Source organism: Mesorhizobium sp. WSM4844, assembly GCF_055811775.1.
In genome coordinates this window covers 1-25,573 of the sequence record NZ_JBVVQB010000079.1, presented here as the reverse complement: position 1 = coordinate 25,573, position 25,573 = coordinate 1, and the positions used below count along the sequence as shown (strand labels likewise).

At 63.2% G+C, this 25,573-nt stretch carries 26 protein-coding genes; 12 read left to right on the top strand and 14 right to left on the bottom strand.

The window, feature by feature from the left end; translation table 11 throughout:
* From AC0L2A_RS33415 to AC0L2A_RS33400, 4 genes are all read right to left on the bottom strand, one after another.
* On the bottom strand, window positions 1-317 hold a 317-nt coding region (locus AC0L2A_RS33415; RefSeq protein WP_473612466.1), incomplete at its 3' end, for an ATP-binding cassette domain-containing protein.
* Window positions 314-1,144 (bottom strand): ABC transporter permease, encoded by an 831-nt coding sequence (locus tag AC0L2A_RS33410; protein WP_473612465.1) that lies wholly within the window; start codon window positions 1,142-1,144, stop codon window positions 314-316. The genes AC0L2A_RS33410 and AC0L2A_RS33415, both read right to left, overlap by 4 nt.
* Entirely contained in the window at window positions 1,141-2,127 is a 987-nt protein-coding gene (locus AC0L2A_RS33405; RefSeq protein ID WP_473612464.1) for an ABC transporter permease, read from the bottom strand. The genes AC0L2A_RS33410 and AC0L2A_RS33405 overlap by 4 nt, the downstream gene beginning before the upstream one ends.
* Window positions 2,128-2,409: 282 nt before the next feature.
* Entirely contained in the window at window positions 2,410-4,020 is a 1,611-nt protein-coding gene (locus AC0L2A_RS33400) for an ABC transporter substrate-binding protein (protein ID WP_473517742.1), read from the bottom strand.
* A gap of 277 nt (window positions 4,021-4,297) precedes the next feature.
* On the opposite strand from AC0L2A_RS33400, the gene AC0L2A_RS33395 reads away from it, so the two are divergent.
* On the top strand, window positions 4,298-5,485 hold the full coding sequence (locus AC0L2A_RS33395; RefSeq protein WP_473517741.1) for a M24 family metallopeptidase: 1,188 nt from the start codon (window positions 4,298-4,300) through the stop codon (window positions 5,483-5,485).
* A 220-nt stretch (window positions 5,486-5,705) separates the two neighbouring features.
* Here AC0L2A_RS33395 and AC0L2A_RS33390 read toward each other — a convergent pair whose 3' ends face one another.
* The 3 genes from AC0L2A_RS33390 to AC0L2A_RS33380 are packed head-to-tail and all read right to left on the bottom strand — an operon-like array spanning window position 5,706 to window position 8,264.
* Window positions 5,706-6,125 (bottom strand): cupin domain-containing protein, encoded by a 420-nt coding sequence (locus tag AC0L2A_RS33390; RefSeq protein ID WP_287172956.1) that lies wholly within the window; start codon window positions 6,123-6,125, stop codon window positions 5,706-5,708.
* 4 nt (window positions 6,126-6,129) lie between these two features.
* Window positions 6,130-7,056, bottom strand: a complete 927-nt coding sequence (locus AC0L2A_RS33385; RefSeq protein WP_473517740.1) for a phosphoenolpyruvate hydrolase family protein — start codon at window positions 7,054-7,056, stop codon at window positions 6,130-6,132.
* Window positions 7,057-7,067: 11 nt separating this feature from the next.
* A complete protein-coding gene (locus AC0L2A_RS33380; protein ID WP_473517739.1) occupies window positions 7,068-8,264 on the bottom strand; it encodes a Tm-1-like ATP-binding domain-containing protein in 1,197 nt (398 codons plus the stop codon).
* Between the two features lie 115 nt (window positions 8,265-8,379).
* On the opposite strand from AC0L2A_RS33380, the gene AC0L2A_RS33375 reads away from it, so the two are divergent.
* The 7 genes from AC0L2A_RS33375 (at window position 8,380) to AC0L2A_RS33345 (ending at window position 15,069) form a co-directional block, all read left to right on the top strand.
* Window positions 8,380-9,063 (top strand): TetR/AcrR family transcriptional regulator, encoded by a 684-nt coding sequence (locus AC0L2A_RS33375; protein WP_287235470.1) that lies wholly within the window; start codon window positions 8,380-8,382, stop codon window positions 9,061-9,063.
* 359 nt (window positions 9,064-9,422) lie between these two features.
* Entirely contained in the window at window positions 9,423-10,739 is a 1,317-nt protein-coding gene (locus tag AC0L2A_RS33370) for an extracellular solute-binding protein (protein WP_023797333.1), read from the top strand.
* A gap of 66 nt (window positions 10,740-10,805) precedes the next feature.
* Window positions 10,806-11,711: a carbohydrate ABC transporter permease gene (locus AC0L2A_RS33365; protein ID WP_473510873.1), complete on the top strand. Its 906-nt coding sequence runs from the start codon at window positions 10,806-10,808 to the stop codon at window positions 11,709-11,711.
* A gap of 1 nt (window position 11,712) precedes the next feature.
* On the top strand, window positions 11,713-12,672 hold the full coding sequence (locus tag AC0L2A_RS33360; protein WP_473510872.1) for a carbohydrate ABC transporter permease: 960 nt from the start codon (window positions 11,713-11,715) through the stop codon (window positions 12,670-12,672).
* A complete protein-coding gene (locus tag AC0L2A_RS33355; RefSeq protein WP_095493280.1) occupies window positions 12,669-12,878 on the top strand; it encodes a hypothetical protein in 210 nt (69 codons plus the stop codon). Before AC0L2A_RS33360 ends, AC0L2A_RS33355 begins: the two co-directional genes overlap by 4 nt.
* A complete protein-coding gene (locus tag AC0L2A_RS33350; protein WP_473510870.1) occupies window positions 12,875-13,984 on the top strand; it encodes an ABC transporter ATP-binding protein in 1,110 nt (369 codons plus the stop codon). The genes AC0L2A_RS33355 and AC0L2A_RS33350 overlap by 4 nt, the downstream gene beginning before the upstream one ends.
* On the top strand, window positions 13,984-15,069 hold the full coding sequence (locus AC0L2A_RS33345) for an ABC transporter ATP-binding protein (protein WP_473612463.1): 1,086 nt from the start codon (window positions 13,984-13,986) through the stop codon (window positions 15,067-15,069). Before AC0L2A_RS33350 ends, AC0L2A_RS33345 begins: the two co-directional genes overlap by 1 nt.
* Before the next feature lie 70 nt (window positions 15,070-15,139).
* Here the strand turns inward: AC0L2A_RS33345 and AC0L2A_RS33340 are convergent, their stop codons facing one another.
* Entirely contained in the window at window positions 15,140-16,111 is a 972-nt protein-coding gene (locus AC0L2A_RS33340) for an AraC family transcriptional regulator (protein WP_473612462.1), read from the bottom strand.
* Between the two features lie 92 nt (window positions 16,112-16,203).
* Between AC0L2A_RS33340 and AC0L2A_RS33335 the strand changes: the two genes are divergently transcribed.
* The gene (locus AC0L2A_RS33335; protein ID WP_473612461.1) at window positions 16,204-17,415 is read left to right on the top strand and encodes an MFS transporter; all 1,212 of its coding nucleotides are present in this window, start codon (window positions 16,204-16,206) and stop codon (window positions 17,413-17,415) included.
* A 61-nt stretch (window positions 17,416-17,476) separates the two neighbouring features.
* On the opposite strand, the gene AC0L2A_RS33330 is transcribed toward AC0L2A_RS33335, so the two are convergent.
* A complete protein-coding gene (locus tag AC0L2A_RS33330) occupies window positions 17,477-18,049 on the bottom strand; it encodes a TetR/AcrR family transcriptional regulator (protein ID WP_473612460.1) in 573 nt (190 codons plus the stop codon).
* 105 nt (window positions 18,050-18,154) lie between these two features.
* On the opposite strand from AC0L2A_RS33330, the gene AC0L2A_RS33325 reads away from it, so the two are divergent.
* Both AC0L2A_RS33325 and AC0L2A_RS33320 read left to right on the top strand, forming a co-directional pair.
* Entirely contained in the window at window positions 18,155-19,063 is a 909-nt protein-coding gene (locus tag AC0L2A_RS33325) for an SDR family oxidoreductase (protein WP_473612458.1), read from the top strand.
* Window positions 19,064-19,121: 58 nt separating this feature from the next.
* A complete protein-coding gene (locus tag AC0L2A_RS33320; protein WP_473612457.1) occupies window positions 19,122-20,417 on the top strand; it encodes an amidase in 1,296 nt (431 codons plus the stop codon).
* Window positions 20,418-20,428: 11 nt separating this feature from the next.
* Here the strand turns inward: AC0L2A_RS33320 and AC0L2A_RS33315 are convergent, their stop codons facing one another.
* The 5 genes from AC0L2A_RS33315 to AC0L2A_RS33295 all read right to left on the bottom strand — a co-directional run bounded on the left by AC0L2A_RS33315 (window position 20,429) and on the right by AC0L2A_RS33295 (window position 24,684).
* Window positions 20,429-20,815: a hypothetical protein gene (locus AC0L2A_RS33315; protein WP_473612456.1), complete on the bottom strand. Its 387-nt coding sequence runs from the start codon at window positions 20,813-20,815 to the stop codon at window positions 20,429-20,431.
* A gap of 43 nt (window positions 20,816-20,858) precedes the next feature.
* Entirely contained in the window at window positions 20,859-21,839 is a 981-nt protein-coding gene (locus AC0L2A_RS33310; RefSeq protein ID WP_473612454.1) for a hydroxyacid dehydrogenase, read from the bottom strand.
* Window position 21,840: 1 nt separating this feature from the next.
* Window positions 21,841-22,557, bottom strand: coding sequence for a FadR/GntR family transcriptional regulator (locus AC0L2A_RS33305; RefSeq protein WP_027153131.1), 717 nt, complete (start codon window positions 22,555-22,557; stop codon window positions 21,841-21,843).
* A gap of 2 nt (window positions 22,558-22,559) precedes the next feature.
* Window positions 22,560-23,729: a mandelate racemase/muconate lactonizing enzyme family protein gene (locus AC0L2A_RS33300; RefSeq protein WP_473612453.1), complete on the bottom strand. Its 1,170-nt coding sequence runs from the start codon at window positions 23,727-23,729 to the stop codon at window positions 22,560-22,562.
* 67 nt (window positions 23,730-23,796) lie between these two features.
* On the bottom strand, window positions 23,797-24,684 hold the full coding sequence (locus tag AC0L2A_RS33295) for a sugar phosphate isomerase/epimerase family protein (RefSeq protein WP_473612451.1): 888 nt from the start codon (window positions 24,682-24,684) through the stop codon (window positions 23,797-23,799).
* A 396-nt stretch (window positions 24,685-25,080) separates the two neighbouring features.
* On the opposite strand from AC0L2A_RS33295, the gene AC0L2A_RS33290 reads away from it, so the two are divergent.
* Window positions 25,081-25,573: apurinic/apyrimidinic endonuclease family protein (locus AC0L2A_RS33290; RefSeq protein WP_473612450.1), on the top strand; the 493-nt coding region annotated here is incomplete at its 3' end.

The window sequence follows — 25,573 nt, the reverse complement described above, 5'->3', positions numbered from 1 at the left end:
GCGATTAGCGAAAGCAGAAATGACAGCGCAATCTCCCCCCTTGCGGGGGAGATGTCCGGCAGGACAGAGGGGGGTGCCTTGGCACCAAAGGGCGACAATGGCAAAAACCACTCGATCGAGCCTCCAACCTTGGAAGAACCCGGCAGCAGCCCGGCAATGGCCAGCGCCAGAGTGCTCTTGCCCGAGCCGCTCTCGCCAATGATGGCGAAGCGCTCGCCGGCGTCGACATCGAGGCTGACATGGTTCAGCGCCGCCACCTCGCTGCCGTCGTGGCGATAGGTCACCGTCAGATCGCGGATCGAAAGCAGCGTCGTCACGACAGGCTCCTTCTCACCGCAGCCGTTTCGACGACGCCTTCGCCGGCGAGGTAGACGCCGAGCACGGTCAGCACGAGTGCTATGCCGGGAATGATCGACAGGAAGGGCGCGATGCGCAGCACGGCGCGGCCTTCGGCGATCATGCCGCCCCAGGTCACGCGGTTGGGGTCGCCGAGGCCGAGAAACGAAAGTGCCGCCTCGGTGAGGATCGCCGCGGCGACGATCACCGACGACAGCGCCAGCACCGGCGGCAAAGCGTTGGGCAGCACTTCGCGAAAGGCGATCTCCAGCGGATGCATGCCGATGACACGGGCGCCGGCGACAAAATCGCGCTCGCGGATCGACAGCATTTCGGCGCGCGCAACGCGCGCCGGCCCCGTCCAGGCGCCGAGCGCGATCGCCGCGACGACGACGCCGAGCGACGGCCCGACGACGCTGACGAAAGCCAGCGCCAGCAGGAAGCTCGGCACGGTCTGGAAGGCGTCTGTGATGCGCATCAGCACCTCGTCGACGAGGCCGCCGGCAAAGCCGGCCAGCGTGCCGACTATCGAGCCGACGGCAAGGGCTGCGGCCGCCGCCGCCAGCCCGACCGCCAGCGAGGTGCGGGCGCCGTGAAGAAGCGCGGCCAGCACGTCGCGGCCGAGCCGGTCGGTGCCGAGCGGCAGCGACCAGTCCTGAAAGGGCGGCAGCAATGCCGGCCCGGCAATGGCTTGCGGGTCGCCAGGAAAGAACAGCGGCGCTGTCAGCGCCATGGCGAACAGCGCTACCAGGATGATCGCGCCGGCGACCGCTTCCGGCGTGCGAAGAAAGCGGCGAAGCGGGCTCACGCGCTGGCCTCGCTGGCGCCGACGCGCGGATCGAGGAAGGCGTAGGCGATGTCGACAAGAAGGTTGATAATGATGACCAGAACGGCGCTGACCAGGATGATGCCGAGCAGCAGCGGCGTGTCGCGCGCTGCCACCGCTTCCTGCGCCAGCCGGCCGAGCCCGGGAACGGAAAAGACGCTTTCGATGACGACGCTGCCGCCGAGCATCTGCGCCGATTGCAGGCCGAGCATGGTGACCAGCGGCAACAGCGCGTTGCGGGCAACGTGGGCGAGCACGATGCGGCGGCGGGACAACCCTTTGGCACGGGCGGCGAGGACAAAATCCTGCCGCCAGACCTCGGCCATGCCGGCACGCATCATGCGCAGATAGAGTGCCAGATAGATGAAGCCGAGTGCCGACACCGGCAGGACGAGATGGCGGGCGATATCGGCCGCGCGGTCAAGGCCGGTCATGCCCGACGCGATGCTCTCGATGCCGCCGATCGGGAACCAGCGCAGGTCGACGGCAAAGACCATGATCAGCACCAGCCCGAGCCAGAAGCCGGGAACGGCATAGAGCGCCAGCGAGCCGATCGACAGCAAGCGGTCGCGAAAGCCGCCGGGCTTGGCGCCGGCATAGATGCCGAGCGCAGAGCCGAGGCCGAAGGAGAGCGCGGTGGCGCTGCCCATCAACAGCAGCGTGTTGGGCAGGCGTTCGAGGATGACGTCGCGGATTGGCCGCGAGAACGTCACCGACTGGCCGAGGTCGAGATGCAGCAGCGCCCAGAGGTAGTTGGCCAGCCGCGTCAGCGCCGTCTGGTCGAGGCCCCAGCGATGACGCAGCAATTCGATCATGCCGGCGTCACCGCCGGTCGAGGCGATATAGGCGTCGACCGCGTCGCCGGGGGCGGCTTCCAGCAAAAGGAAAGTGCCGATCACGACAATCAGCAGCACGAAGACGCTGCCGACAAGGCGACGGCGAAGGAGGAGAAGCGCGCGGGTCATGGCGGCGCCGGCTGCTTGGCGATGTGCCGATCGTAAGAAATGCCCCGCCCAGGCACCCCCCTCTGTCCTGCCGGACATCTCCCCCGCAAGGGGGGAGATCGGATGTCATCGGCGATTTCGCCAATCTTCAACGCAGCAGGCAAACGAGCCGACGTTGCGGCCAGCCAATCTCCCCCCTTGCGGGGGAGATGTCCGGCAGGACAGAGGGGGGTGTGAAGGAACTCGGCATTTGACCAAGTTTCCACACAGACTTCGCTGCGAATTTTCATCCGCGCGAGTGTGTCACGATTCCAAATAGGTGTCCGCCCAGTTCGACACCGCCCAGCGCGGGTTGTTGGCGACATTCCCCACCGTGTCCCTGACGACGCTGATGAAGCTCCATTCGGCGACATTGATCAGCGGCAGGTCGGCTGCGACCTTTTTCTGAAACTCCCTGTAAAGTTCCGTGCGCGCGGCGGGGTCGAGCGTCTCGGACGCCTTGGCGATGAGGGCGTCGAGTTCGTCGTTCTTGTAGCCGCCCTGGTTGGAGAACGGCACCCCATCCGGGATGCCACTCTGCACCAGGATGGTGGTCGAGATCGCCGGATCGCCGCGGAACACCGGCGGCCCGACCGCAAGGTCGAAGGCATGGTCGGTGTAGACCGCCTTGATATGCGCGGCCGAGTCGCTGTTGACCAGCTGGGCTTCGATGCCGATGGCGGCGAGCGCCTGGCGCAGATAGTCGCCGAACTGCTTGGTCTCGTTGAAATAGGGCGCCGGCAGCAGCTTCAGCGAAAAGCGCTTGCCGTCGTCGCCTTTGCTGTAGCCGGCTTCGTCGAGCAGGGCATTGGCCTTGGCCACGTCGAAGGCATAGGTCGGCACATCGGCCGTATAGAACTGCGGATCGTTTTTCGGCACCGGGCCGGTGGCGGTGGCGGCGTAGCCGAGAAACACCGTCTTGACGACGAAATCCTTGTCGATGGCGTGGGCGATCGCCTGGCGCACCTTCAGGTCGGCCAGTTCCTTGCGGCGATGGTTGATCTCGACGACGAGCTGATAAGTCAGCGCCTCATAGCCCTTGGTGATCACCTTGAGGCCAGGCACTTTTGAGATGCGGTCGAGATCGGCCAGCGGCACCGCGGAAAAGGCGGCGAGCTGGATCTCTTCGGCCTCGAGCGCGCTTGCCGCCGAGGTGCGGTCGGGCAGCACCTGATAGATGATCTCGTCGAGGTAAGGCTGGTCCTTGCCCCAATAGTCCCCATTCTTCTCCAGCCGGTAATACTCGCCTGGCTTGTGTTCGGCGAATTTGAACGGGCCGGTGCCGACAGGCGCATTGTTGGCCGGGTTCTCCTCGATCTTGCCTGTCTCGTAGATGTGCTTCGGCACCACGCTGGTCAGCGCCGGCAAGGCGTTGCGGATCAGCTGGAATGGTGTCGGCCTGGCGAATTTGAACACCGCCGTCAGTTCGTCCGGCGTGTCGACCGTCTCCAGATCCTTGAACACGGTGCGGCCGAGATTCTGCAGCGGCTTCCAGATCTGCAGCGCCGAGAACGCGACGTCGGCGGAGGTAAAGGGTTTGCCGTCATGCCATTTGACGCCCTCGCGCAATTTGAACGTTACCGACAAGCCGTCCGCGGCGCCCTCCCAGCTTGTCGCCAGGCGCGGGTTGAGCCCGTCCTTGCCCTCAAAGGACGCCTCGGCCAGCGGTTCCACGATCTTGCTCGCAATGAAGAAGACGCCGTTGGACGCGACGATCGCCGGATTGAGGTTGCGCGGCTCGGAATCGGCGGCGACGACCAGTCGCCCGCCTTTCTTCGGCGTCTGTGCCCAGCCGATCGTCGGCAGCGCCGTCGAAGCCAGCAGGAGTGCCGAACCGGCAAGCACGCTGCGTCTGGAAATTGTGACCTCTGACATGATCGAACTCCGTCCCTCTCAGCCACTCGGCCGGGTGGCCACTACCCTCGGACGCCGGACGGCATCCTTGCAAGGGTGATTATGAGCCTTGCCGAGGGTTTCGCCAGCGACGGATTTGGCGCATCCTCATGTGGCTTTGAAAATTTCGTCCGCTGGACCAGTTACAGGGAAGCGGTTCAATCCGACCTTATCTGGTAGGACCAGACTTGTCTCGGTAAGACCAGACTGGAGACTGCCGCGATCCGATCGGCCGGTCAGGGAATTCAGGGAGAGAAAGATGAACGTCGTTCCGGGCAAGAATGCCGTCAGCACCATCCCGTTCGATCATGCCAGGATCGACCGGCTGATGGAGGAAGCCGGCATCGATGTGCTGCTCGCCACCTCCAAGCACAACACGCAGTATCTGCTTGGCGGCTACAAGTTCATCTTCTTCGCCGCCATGGATGCAATCGGCCACAGCCGCTATTTGCCTGTTGTCGTCTACGAGAAGGGCGGACCGGACCACGCCGCCTATATCGGCAACCGCATGGAGGGCGCCGAGCACCAGAACAACCCGTTCTGGACGCCGACTTTCCACGCCGCCTGCTGGGGCACGCTCGACGCCGCCAATCTCGCGGTCGAGCACCTGGCGAAAATCGGCAAGGGCGACGCCCGCATCGGCATCGAGCCGGCTTTCCTGCCGTCGGATGCCTACACGCTGATCCGCAAGGCGCTGCCGGATGCAAGGCTTGTCGATGCGACCGATATGCTGGAGCGGATGCGGGCGATCAAGACGGATGCGGAGCTGGAGAAGCTGCGCACCGCCTCTGAACTGATCACCGATTCCATGCTGGCGACCATTGCCTGGGCGCGCGAAGGCACGACCAAGACCGAGATCATCGAGCAGCTGCGGCGCGAGGAGACCAATCGCGGCGCGCATTTCGAATATTGCCTGCTGACGCTGGGCGCCAGCCACAACCGCGCCGGCTCGCCGCAGGCCTGGAAGAAGGGCGAGGTGATGTCGATCGATTCCGGCGGCAATTATCACGGCTATATCGGCGACCTCTGCCGCATGGGGATTCTCGGCGAACCGGATGCCGAACTCGAGGATCTGTTGGCCGAAGTCGAGGCGGTGCAGCAGGCGGCCTTTTCCAAGGTACGCTCCGGCACGCTGGGTGGTGACATGATTTCTCACGCAGAAGGCGTGCTGAAAGCGTCGAAGGTCGCGCCCTATACCGATTTCTTCGCCCACGGCATGGGGCTGATCACCCATGAGGCGCCGTTTCTGATGACCAACCATCCGGTGACCTATGAGGGCACCTATGCCGAAAAACCGCTGGAGAAAAACATGGTGCTCTCGGTCGAGACGACGATGCTGCACCCGACGCGCGGCTTCATCAAGCTCGAGGACACGGTGGCGGTCACCGATAGCGGCTATGTGATGTTTGGTGATAGGGGACGGGGTTGGAACAGGGGCGGAGTTTGACAGCCTTGCAATGAAGGCGCTGCCCCCTCACCCGGATTGCCAACCGAATTGCAAGGGCAATTCGGGACAATCCGACCTCTCCCCCGAAGGGAGAGGAGATCGCCAGCGACGGCGCCTACTCTTCTCCCCTCGGGGAGAAGGTGGCCGCGAAGCGGCCGGATGAGGGGGCAACTACAAATGCGATTAGCCCTGCCGCAAACAAGGGGCGGGTGTGCAGAGCTTACTTCCCGCCCGGCGGCAGCAGCCTGAAATCCGGCAGGTCGCGCAACGCCAGTTCCGGCCCGGCCGGCGAATAGACGACGAAAAGCTGCATCGGCGCATCGCCGGTGTTCAGTGTCGAGTGGAAGCGGCTTTCCGGCACATAGATGGTGCAGCCGGGGCCGACCTTCTCGACGACCGGATTGCCGTCCTCGTCCTCGACCATCTGCTCGCCATTGCCTGATATGACGAAGATGATCTCTTCCGCACCCGGATGATTGTGGCGCGTGTGGCCCTTGCCGGACGGAAGGTCGACGACGCCACCGGAAAAGCGCGTGGCGCCGTTCACTTCGGGAGCCACCGTCAACGACAGCCTGCCCCAGTCGAAGCCGAAGGCGCTGACATCCTTCGGGTAGACAAACACCTTGCTCTTGTCGGTCATCGTCTCATCCCTTCTTCTTCTTCGCGGTCGTCTTGGCACCGCTTTTTTTTGTTTGCGCATCGGATTTTCCCAAAACCGGTTCCGACTTTTGGGTCCGATGCTCCAGCGTGACCGCCTTGAAATCGGCAGTCTGCCTGGCGATCGCCGCCTCCGCCGGCAGCCGCTCCATCGAGCTTGCCCCGTAAAAGCCGTGCAGGCCCTTGCAGCGTTCGAGGATGTAGCGGGCATCGTCCGGCATCGAGATCGGCCCGCCATGGCAAAGCAGGATGACATCCTTGCGCACCGCACGCGCCGCTTCAGCGATGGCGTCGATCTCCGTCACGCAGTCGTCGAGCGATTTGGCCGACGTCGCACCGATCGAGCCGCCGGTGGTCACCCCCATATGAGCGACGACGATGTCGGCGCCGGCCTTGGTCATGGCGCGTGCCTCATCGGGGTTGAACACATAGGGTGTGGTAAGGAGATCGAGATCGTGTGCCGCGGCGATCATGTCGACCTCGAGCCCGAAGCCCATGCCGGTTTCCTCGAAACTCTGCCGCATCTGGCCGTCGAACAGGCCGATGGTCGGAAAGTTCTGCACGCCGGAAAAACCCATCGTCTTCAGCTCGGCCAGCAGCAGCGGCATGATGACGAAGGGATCGGTGCCGTTGACGCCGGCCAGCACCGGCGTCTTCTTCACCACCGGCAGCACCTCGTAGGCCATTTCCTTGACGATCTCGTTGGCGTTGCCATAGGCGAGCAGGCCGGCAGCCGAGCCGCGGCCGGCCATGCGGTAGCGGCCGGAATTGTAGATGATGATCAGGTCGATGCCGCCGGCCTCCTCGGCCTTGGCCGACAGCCCGGTGCCGGCGCCGCCGCCGACGATCGGCACGCCGCCGGCAATCATCTTGCGGAACTTTTCCAGGATCTTCTTGCGCGGTATGGCGGGCATGGCTTCGTCTCTCACTGTCTGGCGATGTCGAGAAAAGCCGCAACCGCAGCCTTGGCGAATTCGGGATCGTTGATGTGCAGCGGCAAGCGGATGACGCGACGTGTGTTATCCGGCATGATCGTGCGCTCGATAGCCTCGAAGAGTGCTGCATCGGCTTCAGGGTCGAAGAAGGCGCCGCCTTCGACGTCGAGCGCCGAAACGCCTTTTTCGGGAATGAGGAACCGGACGGGTCCCTCGCAGAGGCTCAGTCTCTCGCCGATCCATTCGCCGATCCTGCGGCTTTCGTCAGGCGTCGTGCGCATCAGCGTCACGTTCGGGTTGTGCTCGTAGAACAGCCGCCCGCTATAGCGTTCCGGAATCGTCGACGGCGCCCAGAAATTCACCATGTCGAGCGCGCCGACCGAGCCGACGTAGGGCAGCCTGGTGCGGGCGATCGCCCCGAAGCGGTCTTCGGTTGCCGGCAGCACGCCGCCGAACAGGAGGTCGCAGACTTCTGTCGTCGTGATGTCGATGACGCCGGACAACAAGCCGCTGTCAGCCAGCTTCTCCATGGTGCGGCCGCCGGTGCCGGTGGCATGGAAGACCATGCAGTCATAGGTCGAACGAAGCTGCTCGGCGATGGACGTCACGCATGGCGTGGTCACGCCGAACATGGTGAGCCCGATCGATGGTTTGCCGTCGGGGGGCGGCGCCGGTTTCGCAGCCATGCCTGCTATTGCCTGGGCAGCGTTGTGCAGCACGACGCGAGACAGCCGGTTCAGGCCGGCCATGTCGGTCACCGACGGCATCATGACGATGTCGGAGACATCGACATAAGGCGCGGTGTCGCCCGAGGCGAGCGTCGAGACCATGATCTTGGGCAGGCCGAGCGGCAGCGCGCGCATGCCTGACGTGATGATCGAAGTGCCGCCACCGCCGCCGATACCGATCATGCCTGATATATCGGTGCGCGACTGGACAAACCGGGTGAAGGCGATGGCCATTGCCGCCACCGCGGTGCCGCGGTCGTCGACGCCCAGCACGGCGGTGCTGCCGTCGGGATGGTGGCCGGCGACCTCTTCGGCCGGGACATCGACCGGCACGGTCGCGTTGCGCGTTCCGACGTCGACGCGGGCGACAGCAGCTCCGGTGGCGGCGACCGCATCGGCCAGAAAGGCGAGTTCCTCACCCTTGGTGTCGGCGGTGCCCACCACATAGACGCGCTTCATTGCGTTTCCCTGGTTCAAGGCGCACTCGGCGTAGTTGCCGGCCGCTCTTTTGCCCCGGCCGTTCGGCAGCGCGAAAGGCCATTGCAATTTTTTGAGACGTGCGTATCATATTGATATGAATGTCTCACGTCAACCAGTGACAGTGCCCGACGATGCCGGTTCTGCAGCGGCGCGCGGGCCGCGCGCCCGCACAAGGCGGTTGATGCTGGAGACGGCGACAAGGCTGATGCAGGCGGGCGCCACGCCCTCGGTCAGCGAGGTCGCCGAAGCGGCGGAAGTCTCCCGCGCCACCGCCTATCGATACTTTCCAAGCCAGGCGGCGCTGGTGCAGGCGGTGGTCGACGAAGGGCTCGGGCCGATCCTCACCTGGAAGTCGGCCTCGGCCGATCCCGAGCGCCGCGTCGTCGAGCTGTTCGACACGGCCATGCCACGCATCGAAGCCTTCGAGGCGACGTTCAAGGCGGCGCTGAAGCTGTCGCTCGACCAGTGGGCGCGGCGGCAGGCCGGCACGCTGGACGGCGAGCCAGCCTTCACGCGCGGCCATCGCATCGATTTGCTCAAGGACGCGATCGCACCGCTCAAGCACCGGCTGCCGCCACGCGAATTCAACCGCTTGGCACAGGCCCTGTCGCTGATCTTCGGCGTCGAAGTGCTGATCGTGCTGAAGGATATATGGGGACTGGACAGCCGCAAGATGATGTCGGTAGCGCAATGGGCAGCCGGCGCGCTGGTGCGGGCTGCAGTGATGGAATCGATGGCTGGAGGAAACAGACCTGCGCCGGCGACAGCTGCGGAATAGTATCGATCTGGTTCGACCAGATGGGGATGCCTACTACTGACAATAGTCGGCGTTTCGTAGCGCGAACAAGGGTCTTGCGTATCAACGAGTAGGAAAATTTAAGAAAAACAGACAGATGTTGGTGGAATCTGCTTGTCTGAGGCCCTGCCATCGTCCAAGAAAGAGCTTGACGTGCGTCCGAAATTGGTAATACCAGATCAGGACAATATAGCGGGTCGAAAGTGAGGGCTGCGATCCATTTCCGGTTGGGCGAGGAGGCTCGAAAACCGGAACGGCGCCATCACGGAAGGAACTACCAGGGCCGGCGTCGCCGCCGGCTCGGATGATACGGTAGAATGCGCACAAGGGAGGAAATCATCATGCGCAAGACAATGACCAGCATGCTTGCTGGTATCGGCTTAGTGCTCGCCTGCGGAACGTCTGTCTACGCGCAGGATAAGGAACTCACCATCTTCTGGGCTGAGTGGGATCCGGCGAACTATTTGCAGGAACTCGTCAACCTTTACGAGGCCGAGAGCGGCGTGAAGGTCACGGTCGAAACGACGCCGTGGCCGGATTTCCAGACCAAGGCGTTCACCGAGTTCAACGCCAAGGGCAGCGCCTACGACATGGTCGTCGGCGATTCGCAGTGGATTGGCGCGGCCTCCGAGGCTGGCCACTATGTCGACCTCACCGACTTCTTCAACAAGCACAATCTGAAGGAAGTGATGGCGCCGGCAACGGTGAAATACTACGCCGAATATCCGTCCAACTCCGGCAAATACTGGTCGATACCGGCCGAGGGCGACGCGGTCGGCTGGTCCTATCGCAAGGACTGGTTCGAAGACCCGAAGGAGATGGAAGCCTTCAAAGCCAAGTACGGCTACGATCTCGGCGTGCCGAAGGACTGGAAGCAGCTGCGCGACATCGCCGAATTCTTCCACCGTCCCGACGAGAAGCGCTACGGCGTCGCCATCTACACCGATAACTCGTACGATGCTCTGGTGATGGGCGTCGAGAACGCCATTTTCTCCTTCGGCGGCGAACTTGGCGACTATTCCACTTACAAGGTCGACGGGATCATCAACTCCGAGCAGAACGTCAAGGCGCTCGAGGCCTACAAGGAGCTCTATTCCTTCACCCCTCCTGGTTGGGCCAAGAGCTTCTTCATCGAGGACAACCAGGCGATCACCGAGAACCTGGCGGCGATGAGCATGAACTACTTCGCTTTCTTCCCGGCGCTCATCAACGAAGCCTCCAACCCGAATGCCAAGGTCACCGGCTTCTTCGCCAACCCTCCAGGACCGAACGGCGACCAGTTCGCCGCGCTCGGCGGCCAGGGCATCTCCGTCATCTCCTATTCGCAGAATCAGGAAGAGGCGATGAAGTTCCTGGAATGGTTCATCAAGGACGAGACGCAGAAGAAATGGGCGGAACTCGGCGGTTACACGGCAAGCGCCAAGGTGCTCGAGTCGCCTGAATTCCAGAACGCCACGCCTTACAACAAGGCCTTCTACGAAACCATGTTCAAGGTGAAGGACTTCTGGGCGACGCCGGAATATGCCGAGCTGCTCATCCAGATGAACCAACGCGTCTATCCGTACATCACCGGCAATCAGGGCACGGCCAAGGAAGTGCTCGATGCGCTCGCCGCGGACTGGAACGCGACGTTCAAGAAATACAACCGCGTGAAGTAAACGGCACTAACGCTCGGAGGGGGCGGGAGCCCGCCCCTTCCGTTTTCTTTTCCGGAGGAACGGCCCTTGGCCACTGCAGTCATGACCACGCTGGATCCCAAGTCGCGCTCCGCCGCCCGCGGTATGAGCGACCTTACGATCCGCAATCTCTTCATCATTCCGACGATCGTTTTCCTGATCGTCTTCAACATCTTTCCATTGCTCTATTCGCTCGGCTATTCGTTCACCGACTTTCGCGCATCGGGCGCGGCACCGGCAACTTTCGTCGGACTGCAGAATTACCGCGAGCTGCTCAACGACCCGTTCATCTGGTCGAATTTCGCCATCACCGCCAAATATGTCATCGTCTCCGTGGTCGGCCAGGTCGTCGTCGGCTTCGGCGTGGCGTTGCTGCTCAACCGGGATATCCCGTTGAAGGGCCTGCTGACGACACTGCTGCTGTTGCCGATGATGCTGTCGATGGCTGTTGTCGGCCTGTTCTGGAAACTGCTCTACGATCCGTCCTTCGGCATCATCAACTATACGCTCGGCCTCGGCTCCTTCGAGTGGCTGTCCAACCCCGACATGGCGCTCTACGCGGTTGCCATCACCGACATCTGGATGTGGTCGCCCTTCGTCATGCTGCTGTCGCTCGCCGGCCTGTCGGCGGTGCCGAAGCACCTCTACGAGGCGGCCGCGATCGACCGCGCCGGCTCGTTCTATACGTTCTTTCGCATTACGCTGCCCCTGGTCGCGCCGATCCTGATGATCGCGATCATCTTTCGCACCATGGAGGCGTTCAAGACATTCGATCTTGCCTACATCCTGACCAGCCAGCCAACCACCGAGGTGATCTCGATCCGGCTCTACAAGATGGCGTTCCAGGAATGGCAGACTGGGCGCTCCTGCGCGCTCGCCTACATCGTGCTGATCATGATCCTGGCGATCACCAACATCTACGTCAAATACCTGAACAAGGTGAAGGAGCGCTAGCATGGCCGCTGTCACCACCTCTGCCGAGCGTTCGCTCAACAAGCTCGCCATCGTCGGTGTGCTGATCGTCACGATTATATTCCTGGCGCCGATCTACTGGATAGCCTCGACGGCGTTCAAGCCGCGCAACCTTGCCACCACCATTCCACCGACGGTGGTCTTCCAGCCTGAGATATCGCCCTTCGTAAAGCTGTTCACCAAGCGGTCGCAGTTGCGCACTGCGCCGACGCCGGAACAATACGCCGCCGCCCCGTGGTGGGAGCGACTGGTGTTTGACGGCGGCGAGAAGGTGGTGCGCTCGGGCAAGGGCGAGGTGCAGTGGTCCGGTTATCCGAGCCGCTTCATGAATTCGCTGATCGTGGCCATCACCTCGACGATCCTTGCCGTCGGCATGGGCACCTTCACCGCTTACGGTTTCTCGCGCTTCAAGATAAAGGGGGAACAGGACCTGCTCTTCTTCATCCTGTCGACGCGCATGCTGCCGCCGGTGGTGGTGGCGATCCCGATGTTCCTGATGTACCGGGCGGTCGGCCTCAACGACACGCATTGGGGCCTGATCATCCTCTACACCGCCTTCAACCTCAGCTTCTCTGTATGGCTGATGAAGGGGTTCATGGACGAAATTCCGAAGGAGTACGAGGAGGCGGCGCTCGTCGACGGCTATACGCGCATGGAGGCCTTCTTCAAGATCGTGCTGCCGGAGGCGGCCACCGGCATCGCCGCCACCGCCGTGTTCTGCTTCATCACCGCGTGGAACGAATATGCCTTCGCGCTGATCATGACCAACCGGCGGGCCCAGACGGCGCCGCCGTTCATTCCAAGCCAGGTCGGTTCCGGCCTGTCGGACTGGACGGTGATTGCCGCCGGAACCTTCCTGTTCCTGCTGCCGGTCGCGATCTTCACCTTCCTGTTGCGCAACCACCTCTTGCGCGGCATGTCCTTCGGAGCGATTCGCAAATGATCCGCCATGCTACAATCCAGCGCACGGCCGAGATCGTGATGGTGTGCGGCATCATCGCGCTCTGCCAGCCGTGGAACCTCTTCCTGCACCGCTATGGGCTGACGATCATCATCGTCGGGCTGCTGACGTTCATGATCACCGGCTGGGTCGGTCCAAGGCAGAAGCCGCAGGCGACCGGCGCGCCGGAAAAAGAAGGTCACGCATGACCCAGATCGAGCTTCGTGGCGTCCAGAAATTCTTCGGCGCCGTCCAGGTCATCAAGGACCTCAACCTCAAGATCGACGACAACGAGTTCATCGTGCTGCTCGGCCAGTCGGGCTGCGGCAAGACGACGACGCTTCGCGCCATCGCCGGGCTTGAGACGATCGACGGCGGCGATGTCCTCATCGACGGCAAGCCGGTCCAGCATCTCAAAGCTGCCGACCGCGACATCGCCATGGTTTTCCAGTCGTTCTCGCTCTATCCGCATATGAGCGTCTACGAGAACATCGCTTTTCCGTTACGCGCCATGCGCAAGAGCAAGTCGGAGATCGACGGCGAGGTGCGCTCGGTCGCCAAAGTGCTGCAGATCAACGATCTGCTCGGCAAGAAGCCGTCGGCGCTGTCGGGTGGCGACATGCAGCGCGTGGCAATCGGCCGGGCGCTGGTGCGGCGGCCGAAGGCGATGCTGATGGACGAGCCGATCGGCGCGCTCGACGCCAAGCTGCGCGAGGAGATGCGCGCGGAGATCAAGCGGCTGCACATCAAGCAGGGCTCAACCACCATCTACGTCACCCACGACCAGATCGAGGCGATGAGCCTTGCAGACCGCATCGTCATCATGCATGAGGGCGTTCTGCAACAGGTGGGCAGCCCATCGGAAGTGTATACGCGCCCGGCCAATTTGTTCGTCGCGCAATTCGTTGGCTCGCCGGTGATGAACATCGCCAACGCAGCGGTGACGATGAACGGTTCCGGCGCCAGGGTCACCGTCGACGGTGCCGCGGAAGGGTTCGTTTTCCCGGCCGAACTGGTCGGCCAGCTCGACGCCGCGAACGTCGGGCAGGACCGCCTCTCACTCGGCATTCGCCCCGAAGGTGTGATAGTCTCGCGCGAGCCGGCGGACGGTTATCTGCCGGTCGAGGCGCACATCATCGAACCGCTTGGCTCCTACGACATCGTCGACCTCAAGGTCGGGACACAGATGCTGCGCGCCCGAACCCGTTCCGGTTTCGTCGGCAAGGCGGGGGTCCAGGTCTTCGCCAAGCTGGACCCGGCGCAGGCGCATTTCTTCGACACGGCAAGCGGCAATTCGCTGGGGGTGAGACTCTGATGGCCCATATCCAGCTCAAGAACATCTCAAAGACATTCGGCAATCACACCGCATTGACCGGGCTCAATCTCGACATTGCCGACGGCGAGTTCTTCGTGCTGCTCGGCGAGACCGGCGCCGGCAAGACGACGACGCTGCGTATGATCGCCGGCCTGGAAAAACCGGACGAAGGGCAGATATTCATCGACGGCGCTGATGTCGCTGACTGGGGTGCGGCCGAGCGCGACGTGGCGCTGGTGCTGCAGCAATACTCGCTCTATCCGCGCTACACGGTGCGCGAAAATCTCGAATTCCCGCTGAAGCCGAAAATCCGCCGCATCGAGCCCGACGAGATCAAGAGGCGTGTCGACCGCGTTGCCAAGACCTTGCGTATCGAGCATCTGCTCGACCGCAAGACGGATCGCCTCTCTGGCGGCGAGATGCAGCGCGTCTCGATTGGTCGCGCCATCGTCAGGAAGCCGCGCGTGTTCCTGATGGATGAGCCGCTGTCGGCGCTCGACGCCAAGTTGCGCGAGGCGCTGCGCACCGAGCTGAAGAACATCCAGATGAACCTTGGCCAGACCTTCCTGTTCGTCACGCACGATCAAATCGAGGCGATGTCGATGGGCGACAAGGTTGGCGTGCTCAACCATGGCCGCATCGTCCAGACCGGCACGCCCTATGAGATCTACAACAATCCGCGCGACACCTATGTGGCGAGCTTCGTCGGCTCGCCGCCGATGAACCTCATCGACGGCAAGCTCGTCAATGGCCGCGCGGTGATGGCACCGCTGAATTTCGAACTGCCTTTTGCGGGGGGGGCCAGGACGAGCGGCGAGACCGACGGTCGCCCGCTCGTCTTCGGTATTCGTCCCGAGGATCTCTATCTCGAGAGCGGGGCGCCGGTGGAAGCGCGCGTCCACGATGTCGAGAACCATGGCGTCGAAAAGATCCTGACGCTGCGGGTCGGCGACGCCATGCTGCGGGCCACCGTGCCGGCCAGAACCGATGTCGACATCGAGCAGCCGGTGCGCTTTGCCTGGGATCCGGACAAGGTGGTGCTGTTCGACAAGGGGACCGGGATAAGCCTTCGTCACGCAGGCTAAGCCGTGTCGCGCAAAAATGCGCGTCTGTTGGGCGGGAGGATGCCAGGCGGCTTGAAGCCTGTGGCCAGGTTTAGCCGGCTTGGCGGGTCTCGGCCTGTTCCTCGGCACGGAAATGGCTGGGAGCCGATCCGATGACGCGCTTGAACGCCCGGCTGAACGACGCGTCGGATTCATAGCCCAGGCGTGCGGCGACGACGGAAATCTTCAGCCGGTCGCGGACTAGCCATTGCCGTGCCTGGTGCATTCTCACCTGGGTGACATATTTGGCCGGCGTTTCGCCGACGATCGTCGCGAAGCGTTCGGCGAAGCCTGATCGCGAGGCGCCCATCATCTTGGCCAGCGTTTCCACCGTCCAGTCGCGGTCCGGTTCGAGGTGGATCGCGGCCAGCACGCGGCCGATCTCGCGATCCCTCACCGCCGCAATCCATCCGGACGAGTCGCCGCAGCCGCGCTCGACCCATGAGCGGATGACGGTGGCGGCCAGCACATCGGCCAGCCGTGCCAGAATGCCGCCGGAGCCGACACGCTCCATCGTCACCTCGCGTGCCATAGCCTCCAATAAATGCGGGATGGCCGGTTCATAGGCTTCCAACTCGTGCGCGCGCATCACGTCCGGCATCATGCCAAGCAATGGGTGCAAACCGTCGAGATTGAAATACATGCTGCCGAAAAACAGCAGCGTCCCCGGCCGACAGCCTTCGTTGGACAGGCAATAAACGCCCTTGCAGACCTCTCCGACCTCATAACCCTGGATCGGCGAAGCCTCAGTGCCCGGCTCGCTCGCCAGGACGTGTGCGGTGCCGCGCGGCAGCAGCACCGCGTCGCCCGCCTTGAGCTCGACCCATTCGCCGGACGGCTGCAGCAACCAGCATCCTGTGCGGCCGATGAAGTGAAACCGCGCCGCCGTCTGGGCCGGAAACTGGAGGCCCCAGGGCTCCTGCATTTCACAACGGGCATATTCGACGCCGTCGAGCCGTAACCCGCGCAATATGTCTGTCAGCGGATCGCCGGTGACCGGAATTTTGGACGAATGGTCAAGCATGATGGTGTTTCTAGCATGGAAACTCCAGGCGGTCACTCCCTATGTTGCACTGCAGCCAAATGTTGCGCTGCAACCAGATCGGAGATCCCATCATGACCGAACCCGCGACAGGCGTCATGTCAGCCGTTCTCGATCCGGCGGAAACTGATGAACGAGCCGAGCCGGCGTGGGGGGCGGTCATATCTCTCGCGCTCGGTGTGTTTGGGCTGGTGACCGCGGAATTCCTGCCTGCCAGCCTGCTGACGCCGCTGGCGCAGGATCTCGGTGTGACCGAAGGCACCGCCGGCCAAGCGGTGACGGCAACCGCCGTTGTCGGCGCGATAGCCGCCCCGACCATGGCCATCGTCACCAAACGGCTGGACCGCAGGCTCGTCATGTGGGGACTGAGCGTGCTGCTGATCCTGTCGAACCTGTTGGCGGCGTTTGCGTCCTCGCTTCCCGTTCTTCTGATCGCCCGCATCATGCTCGGGATCAGCCTCGGCGGCTTCTGGTCGATGTCGGCGGCCATGGCGATGCGGCTTGTCCCGATGCGGCTGATGCCGCGCGCCATGTCGATCATTCTCACCGGCGTTTCGGTGGCGACCGTCTGTGCGGCCCCGGTCGGTGCCTATGTCGGCGACATCTGGGGATGGCGAACGGCGTTCATGATCGCAGCTGTTGTCGGCGCCCTGGCGCTGCTGGTGCAGATCGCCACCCTTCCGAAGCTGCCGCCGGCGGGCGTGGCAAGTGTTCGGACCTTGCTGGAGGTAATAAAGCGGCCGATGATCAGGGTTGCGCTCCTGGTTGTCCTGTTGGTCGCCTCGGGACATTTTGCCGGCTTCACCTATGTCCGCCCATTTCTCGAGAAGGTGCCCGCGCTGGACATTGAGACGATCTCGCTTGTGCTGCTCGCCTACGGCATCGGTGGCTTCTTCGGCAACTTTGCCGGCGGGTTCATGGCTGAACGAAGCCTCAAGACCGCGGTGGGCCTGGCGCCACTGTTGATTGCGGTCGCAGCACTTCTGCTGCTGACCATCGGCGCTTCGCCCGCGGTGGCGGCGATAGCGGTGGCCGCCTGGGGTTTTGCCTTTGGCGCGGTGCCGGTCGGGCTGCAAAGCTGGCTTGTGCGAGCCGCTCCCGACCAGGCAGAAAGTGCTGGCGGGCTGATGGTCGCCACATTCCAGGTGGCCATTGCACTGGGCGCCGTTTTCGGCGGCGTGCTGGTCGACAATGCCGGCGTTGCCAGCGCTTTCGCCTATTGCGGGATCGCGACGTTGCTGGCGGCTCTGGCGGCGTTCTTGCTTGGCCCGAGGAGCACAACCTAGGCCATCCGCACGTGCGTCGAACGTAGGACGCCTCTTGCCTCCAAGCAAGGGCCCGAAAACCCTATGGTTTTCGGGCCGTGGCGATTGCGGCGACGAAACGGCCCAAACTGTCTTCGACATAGGATGTAACTTCGACTTTCGGGTCGAAGCTCCACCAAAGCAGCGAGCCTTGCCAGTGCGATGCCATCAGCAGGCCGATGTCCAACGGCGTGTCGACGACAGAGGCAAAGCAAGAGTCGAGGATGTTGCACAGGGATGCCTTCCACGACGCCCCCCGCGCGCGAAGCACCGGATCGCGCAGATCTTCGCGCAGGACGAGCAGGCCCTCGGCATAGGATTCGATGCCGCCATAGTCGCGTGACAGCGCCACCAGCAATTCGATCGCGCCAAAAGGGGTCCTCGGCGTCGCGTCTGCGAGCTTTGTCGTCTTCGCGTCCAGCCTGTCCCATGCCTGCAGCAAGGTTCTTTGCCTGAGCGTGGCCTTGTTCTTAAAACGCTGCACCAGGGTCGAGCCGGAGAGCCCGCAAGTTTGGGACAGCCGTTCAAATGTGAGTGCCTCCGGGCCATGCCTGTGGATCAGCCGGTGCGCCGCTTCCAGCACGTCCTCGTCGGATTGCGTTTTTTGCCGAGGCATCTTGACATCCATTTATAACCGAATGATCATTTATATATCTTAACATTGAAGAAGGCCAGCATTGGTTGGTCAGAGCATTGGTTGGTCAGAGTCTGGGGAGGTTCAATGACGCTTAAGGGAAAGGTCGCTTTGGTCGCTGGCGCCACGCGCGGTGCGGGGAGAGGTATTGCTGTCGAACTGGGTGCCGCGGGCGCGACGGTCTACGTCACCGGGCGGACGACACGCGCGCATCAGTCCGAATACGCCCGCCCGGAAACTATCGAGGAAACGGCGGAGCTTGTTTCAGCGCAAGGCGGCCATGGCATCGCTGTGCAAGTCGACCATCTGGTTGCCGAAGACGTGCGCAAGCTGGTCGACCGGATACGTGCCGAGCAGGGCCGCCTCGATGTGCTGGTCAACGACATTTGGGGCGGCGAGAAACTGTTCGAATGGAACAAGCCGGTCTGGGAACATGATCTCACGAATGGTTTGCGCATGTTGCGGCTGGGCATCGACACGCATCTGATCACAGCGCACTACGCGCTGCCGCTTCTGATTGAGCGCCCGGGCGGCCTGCTGGTCGAAGTCACCGACGGCACCGCGGAGTATAATGCCGAGCATTATCGGCTCTCGCCGTTCTATGACCTCGCCAAAGTGTCGGTGACCCGTATGGCCTGGGCCCATGCCAAGGACCTCGCCCCGCACGGCGCCACCTCGATTTCGCTGACACCCGGCTGGCTGCGTTCGGAAATGATGTTGGAAGCTTTCGGGGTGACCGAGGACAACTGGCGTGATGCGACAGCAAAAGTGCCGCATTTCGTCATTTCCGAGACCCCGCGCTTTATCGGGCGCGCAGTGGCGGCGCTTGCGGCGGACCCGGACCGTTCGCGCTGGAACGGACAGTCGCTGTCGAGTGGCGGGCTTGCGCAGGTCTACGGCTTTACCGATCTCGACGGCTCGCGGCCTGACGCGTGGCGCTACGTTCCCGAGGTTCAGGACGCCGGCAAACCAGCCGATGCGACTGGCTATCGCTAGAGCCATTGACGTCAGTGTGCTGGGCTGTTCGGGCGACAATAAAAAAGTAGACTGTGCCATGCAATCAGCCCGTGACCGCCTCGAAGCCGTCCTTTCGCGTCTCGCCGTCCGCGCCGACAATGAAAGCGTGTTCGTAAAACTCTATCCGGAAGCCGCACGAGCAGCAGCCGACGCCGCCGATGCCAGGCGCAGAGCCGGCGTGACGCTCGGGCCGCTCGACGGAACAATTCTGTCGATCAAGGACCTGTTCGATGTCGCCGGCGAGCCGACCACGGCCGGTTCGTTGTTGCTCAGCACCGCAGCGCCGGCGCTGCGGGATGCCGTCATCGTGCGGCGGCTGCGGCAAGCGGGCGCGGTGATCTTCGGCAAGACCAACATGACCGAATTCGCCTTCACCGCAATCGGCGTCAACCCGCATTACGGCACGCCCGGCAATGCGAGCGACGCCGGCCGGATCGCGGGTGGTTCATCCTCCGGCGCCGGTGTTTCCGTTGCCGAAGGCACGAGCGAGATCTCGATCGGTTCCGACACCGGCGGCTCGGTGCGTATTCCGGCGGCGCTGAACGGTGTCGTCGGCTTCAAGCCGACGGCGCGGCGGGTACCGCGCAATGGCGTCTTCCCGCTGTCCGACACGCTCGACTCTATCGGCCCGCTTGCGCGCACCGTCGCCGAATGTGCGGCAGCCGCCGCGGTGATGGCGGGCGAAGAGTTCGCGGCTCTTGTTCCGCTTCCGCTTGCCGGACTGCGCATCGGCGTTCCGCGCGGCGTGCTCTTCGAGGATACCGAAGAAGAGGTCGCGGCGGCGTTCGAGCGATGTGCTCGCAAGCTGGAACTCGCCGGTGCACGCCTCGCCGATCTGTCCATTGATGACGTCCTCGCCGATTTGCGCGCGGCAACCAGGCGGGCCTCGATTGCGGCAATGGAGGGCGCCGCGGTCCATGCAGATTGGCTGGCGGCAGGTGCGGCGACGCCGGTCGATCCGCGGGTGAGCGAGCCGTTGTCGCGCGCCGCCGCCGTGCCGGCCACGGCCTATATAAGGGCAATCCGCCGCCGCACGGCTCTTGTCGCCGCCATGGACGAGCGGCTGGCGTCTGTCGATGTGCTGGCCCTGCCGACCACGCCGGTCACCGCGCCGACCATCGTGTCGATGACCAGCGACGAAGCTCTGTGTGAGCGCACGGAAGGCCTTCTGCTGCGCAACACGCAGGTCGCCAACCAGTTCGACCTCTGCGCGACCTCGCTACCGATGCCGGGAATGGCGCGCCCGGCCGGACTGATGCTGGTGGCGCGCCACGGCGACGACCACCGTCTGCTGCGCATCGCGGCGGAAGTCGAGGCATTGCTTGGCCGTTGAAGATGTGAACGTTAATGCGACGAACAGTGGCCCCGTTCGCTGTCCCTGGACGCGCGTTCGATACCGGTCGCGACCAGCCATGGCAGAGTGTATTGCTTGCCGTTGAGGGTCTGGGTTCGGTTCTCGATGGAGCCAACAACGACGACCTTGCCGGCGTAGAGCTTGTCCGAAAGATCGGGTGCCTTGTCCTGCGGCGGCAGTTCCTCGATGTCGATCGACACGCCCTTGATAATCTTGCCCGTGGCAAGGTCGAATGCGCTGTTCGACGGACAGGGCGCCATCACGCACCGCAGGCCGTTGTCGCAATAGACATAACTGCTCTCGGCTGCAGCGACCGAGGGCAGGACGCAGATCGAAACGATCGCAACGAGCAGCGGGGTGCGGCGAAAAACGAGCATGGGGTGCAGCGTCGTGGAGAAATTGGGCGAAACGGCGGTAGCGCTACGCGTCGGCCGGGAACCGCCGCCGGTAATGCTCGACGACTTCGGGATTGCGCAGGTTGACCGGCAATTTGTTGGCCAGCACCAGCAAGGTCTCATCAGCCGAACCGACGCCCATGCGCATCATCGACTGCTCGGTGATGCCGGCCATATGGGGCGTGACAATGACATTGTCGAAGCCGAAATAGGGGTGATTGGGCGGCAGCGGCTGCGTCGCAAAGACATCGAGCGCGGCACCGCCGATACGGTCCTTCTGCAGGGCTTCGATCAGCGCCTCGTCGTCGATCACCGGCCCGCGCGAAATATTGATCAGCAGCGCGTGCGGCTTCATTCGACCGATGCGCTCGCGGTTGATCAGGCCGCGCGTCTCCGCTGTCAGCGGGCAGCACAGAACGATGATGTCGCTCTGCTCGACCAGCGCATCGATCGACAGGAATCCGACCCTGTCCGGCGCCGGCCTCCTGCTGCGCGTCGTCGCCACCACGTTCAGCTCGAAACCATGCGCCGCGATGTGGCCGACTGCCTGGCCGATGGCGCCGAAGCCGACAATGCCGATCGTCTTGCCGGCGAGCTCGCTGGCGAGAATGGTGTGGTCGCGGCCGGCCAGCCAGCCCTTCGCCCGCAAGTCGCGGTCGACCATGCGGAAGCGCCGTAGCAGCGCCAGCGCCGCGAACATCACGTATTCGGCGACCGAGCGCGCATTGACCGCCGGCACGTTTGCCACCAGCACGCCGGCTGCCGTGGCGGCTTCCATGGGAACCATGTCGAGCCCGGCGCCGTGGCGAATTGCGGCCCGGAGCTTCGTCGCCCCCTCGAAAAGCGCTGATGGCAGTGGCGCGCGAACGATGATGATATCGGCGTCCCTCGCCTCAGTCGCCAGCGTATCGGCATCGAGGGCGGAGGCGACGACGAGTTCGCCGGCGTCGGTCAGCATGGCGGAGGCGCGCGGGTGCAGCGTGTGTGTCGTCAGGATCTTAGGCATGTCAGACCGGTTCGAGCGCTGGGCTGTGAGGTTCTGCCCCACCGCCCTCGATCAGGCCTTTCCAGTAGCTTTCCGCGCCTTGCAGATGGGCGCTCATCAGCGCCTGGGCGAGGTTGCCGTCGCGGCGCAGCAGCGCCTCGTAGATCTGGATGTGCTCGGCATGCGAGCGCATGCTGCGTTCGGGATCGTTGAAGTAGATCGGCAGGCGTTGCTCGCCCATCAAGTAATAGAGGCTGCATATGTTGTGAAAAACGCTGTTCTTGGTTGCCCGCACGATCTCAAGGTGAAATTCGCGGTCCTCCTTGGCGAGGCCCTCGCCCGCCGCAATACGGTCTTCCGAAGCCTTCAGGATTTCGCGAAGCCGCTCGAAATTTTCCTCGGTGGCGCGCGAGCAGGCAAGCTCGGCAGCCTTGATCTCGTGGATCTTGCGCAACTCGACGGTCTCGTAGATCTGGATCGGATCGAGCGGCAGGCCGGCCTTGGCAAAAAGCGCCATCGCCTCGACGCTGGCCTGCTTGGTGTCGATGTAGATGCCGGACTTGGCTCGGCGCTCGACGATGCGCATGGCTTCGAGGATGGCCAGCGCCTCGCGGATCTGGCCGCGGCTGACGGCGAAATGCTCCGCCAGTTCACGCTCCGACGGCGTTCGGCCGGTCGCCTTGTCGGAGTGGGAGAACAGATAGGCGGCGAGTTCCGCGAGAAGGTTCTTTTCTTTCATGATCAGCCGCGTAGCGCGTGCGCCTCCAGGAAACGTTCCGAAAGGGTGAATCCCAGTCCAGGCTTCTCGGGGATCGCTATCATACCGTCCTTTGCTTCGACAGCCTCCTCGATCAGATCGTGGATCATCGGATTGGCGCCGAGCGAATATTCGACGGTAAAGCTAGCCGGCGAAGCAGCGCAGACATGCAGCCCGGCAAAGAAGCAAGGCGCGCCGGCCCACAGATGCGGCGCGAAGCGCAGATTGAAGGCGCTGGCGATGGTGCCGATCTTCATCGCCTCGCTGATGCCGCCGCAGAAGGCCGGGTCCGGCTGGAAGATGTCGGCAGCCTTGAGCGTGGCGAGGTCGCGGAAGGCATAACGCGTCGCTTCGCTTTCGCCGGTGGCGATCGGGATGGAGCCGGACGCCCGCACTTCGGCCATGCCGGGCTTGTCGTCGGCGATGACCGGCTCCTCGAACCAGGCCAGATCGAGGTCGCCGGCGAGTTGGATGAAACGTTTGGCTTCCGCCACCGTATAGGTGCCGTGCGCATCGACCATCAGGTCGACTTCGGGGCCGAGCGCCTGTCTTGCGGCGCGGACGCGGGCGGCGGAATTGTGTGGAGCGCCGTCCATCGCGCCGATCCGCATCTTCAGCGCCTTGAAGCCGCCCCTGGCGATATAGGATTTCAACTGCTCGCCGATCGCCTCGGTGGAGGCCCAGCCGCCGGAAGCATAGGCCGGCATGCGGTCAAGCTTGCGGCCGCCGAGCAGCCGCCAAACCGGAAGCCCCAATGACTTGCCCAGAATATCCCACAATGCGATATCGACGGCGCTGATCGCGGCGACGCTGATGCCGCGCCGCGCCAGTTGCGGCATGGCGTGGCCGTTTTGCGCGGCGCTGTCGTGGCGCACGCCATTGTAGAGCATCTCCCAGATCACCCCGATGTCGGCCGGATCGCAGCCGATCAGCTGCGGGCCGACCTCATGGTTCAGCATGTGGACGAGGGCGCCGTAGCTGCCGGTGCTGCCGGCGGCGTTCTTGCCTTCGCCCCAGCCGACCAGCCCATCGGCGGTCTCGATACGCAGGATTGCGGCGTCGAACGTCGTCACCTGACCGAAGTCGCTGCGGTGCTGCCGCGCGGCTTCGATCGGTATGCGGACCCACCAGGCTTGGACCGTCTTGATGCGCATGTTCATCCTCTGCCTTGCCGCCGTAAGGGGCCGCCGTCGGGCGGAAAGGCTGGTTTCCAGAGATCGATTACTTGATCAGCGGCAGCAGCGTTTCGGCGGTGATGCGCATCTGGTCGGTATAGAATTTTTCCGTGAGCACGCTGGAACCGTGGTCCTGGATGAATTTGAGCTGCTCCGGCGAGATGTCGACCGGGTTGCGATCGACCATGTCGGGATAGGGAGCAGCCGGCGTGCGGTCGACAGGGGCGACGAACTCGTTGGTCAACGCGCCGTCGTAACCGACTTCTTTCAGGGTGCCGACGATCTTCGGCCAGTCGATCTGTCCGAGACCGGCGGCGAAGCGGTTGTTGTCAGCGACGTGGAAATCGAACAGGCGGTTTCCGACCTGCCGGATGGCATCGTAGACGTTGAACTCCTCCATATGGAGGTGATAGGCGTCAAGGCAGACACCGCATTCGGGGCTGACCGCATCGGCCAGCGCCAGCGCCTGGGCGCCGCGGTTGAACAGATAGGTCTCGAACCGGTTGAGCGGCTCGACCGCGATCTTGACGCCCACTTTCCTGGCATGGGTAAAGCATTCCCTGGCGGCATCGACCACCCATTCCCATTCCTCTTCCTCGGTGCCGTCCGGCACCACCTTGCCGACCGTGGCGGGAACGAGCGTGATGATCTCGCCGTCGAGTTCGCTGATCATCGTCAGCACGTCCTTGACATACTGCACCGAGCGCTCGCGCTGGCCCTGGTCCCTGGCGGCGAGATTGCGCTCGCCCAGCATCAGCGTCACCGCCCCCCAGCAGCGAATGCCGTGCTCCTTCAGGAGGGCACGTGTCTCATTGATCTTGTACTGCGCGGGCTCGCCGGAAATCTCGATCGATTCATAGCCGAATTTCTTGATCCGCTTGAGCGTCGTCTCCAGCGGTTCCGCCCGCATCCAGTTGTGCGTCGAAAGATGCATGGTCTGTCCTTCCCAGAATTCGCCTGTAACAATTCGCCTGCAACGCACCCCGCCAGATTGCGTTGCATGATCCTCCCCAAGGCGCTCCAGCATTTTTCGTAACTGGTTCGACCAATTTGGCGTGACAAGAGGTCTACATCAAATTCATCTGGACGGCAAGAAATCCCGCAAGGCAGCCCCATCAGGTGACTACTTCTTTGATTAAACTGGCGTATTTGCCCGCTTCGAGGTCATTTGCGCAGCGATGGCTGCGAGCGGCGGCGCTTGACCAAATGAGCATATTTGGTAATACCAGAATGGCGGTGCGCACCAGCGCCTGTCGAGAAAAGACCAAAGAGGCTGGCCCTGCTTTCAATCGGCGCTATGCTTGGTCGTGGATAATGAGGGAGGATGCCGATGCCGTCGACAATGAAAGGTCCTGGGCTGTTTCTGGCGCAGTTCGCGGGCGATGCCGCACCGTTCAATTCGCTGCCGTCGATCACCAGATGGGCGGCCGGGCTGGGCTACAAGGGCGTGCAGATCCCGACCTGGGACAGCCGGCTGTTCGACCTCGAGAAAGCGGCGTCTTCCCAGGCCTATTGCGACGAGGTGAAGGGCATCTGCAGCGATGCCGGCGTCGAGATCACCGAGCTGTCGACGCATTTGCAGGGGCAGTTGGTGGCGGTGCATCCGGCCTATGACGCGCAGTTCGACGGCTTCGCACCGCCTGCGGTGCACAACAATCCGAAGGCCAGGCAGCAATGGGCGGTCGAACAGATGAAGTTCGGCGCCAAGGCTTCGAAGAACCTCGGGCTCAAGGCGTCGGTGTCGTTTTGTGGAGCGCTGGCTTTTCCCTACCTTTATCCGTGGCCGCAACGGCCGGCGGGATTGATCGAGGAAGCGTTTTCCG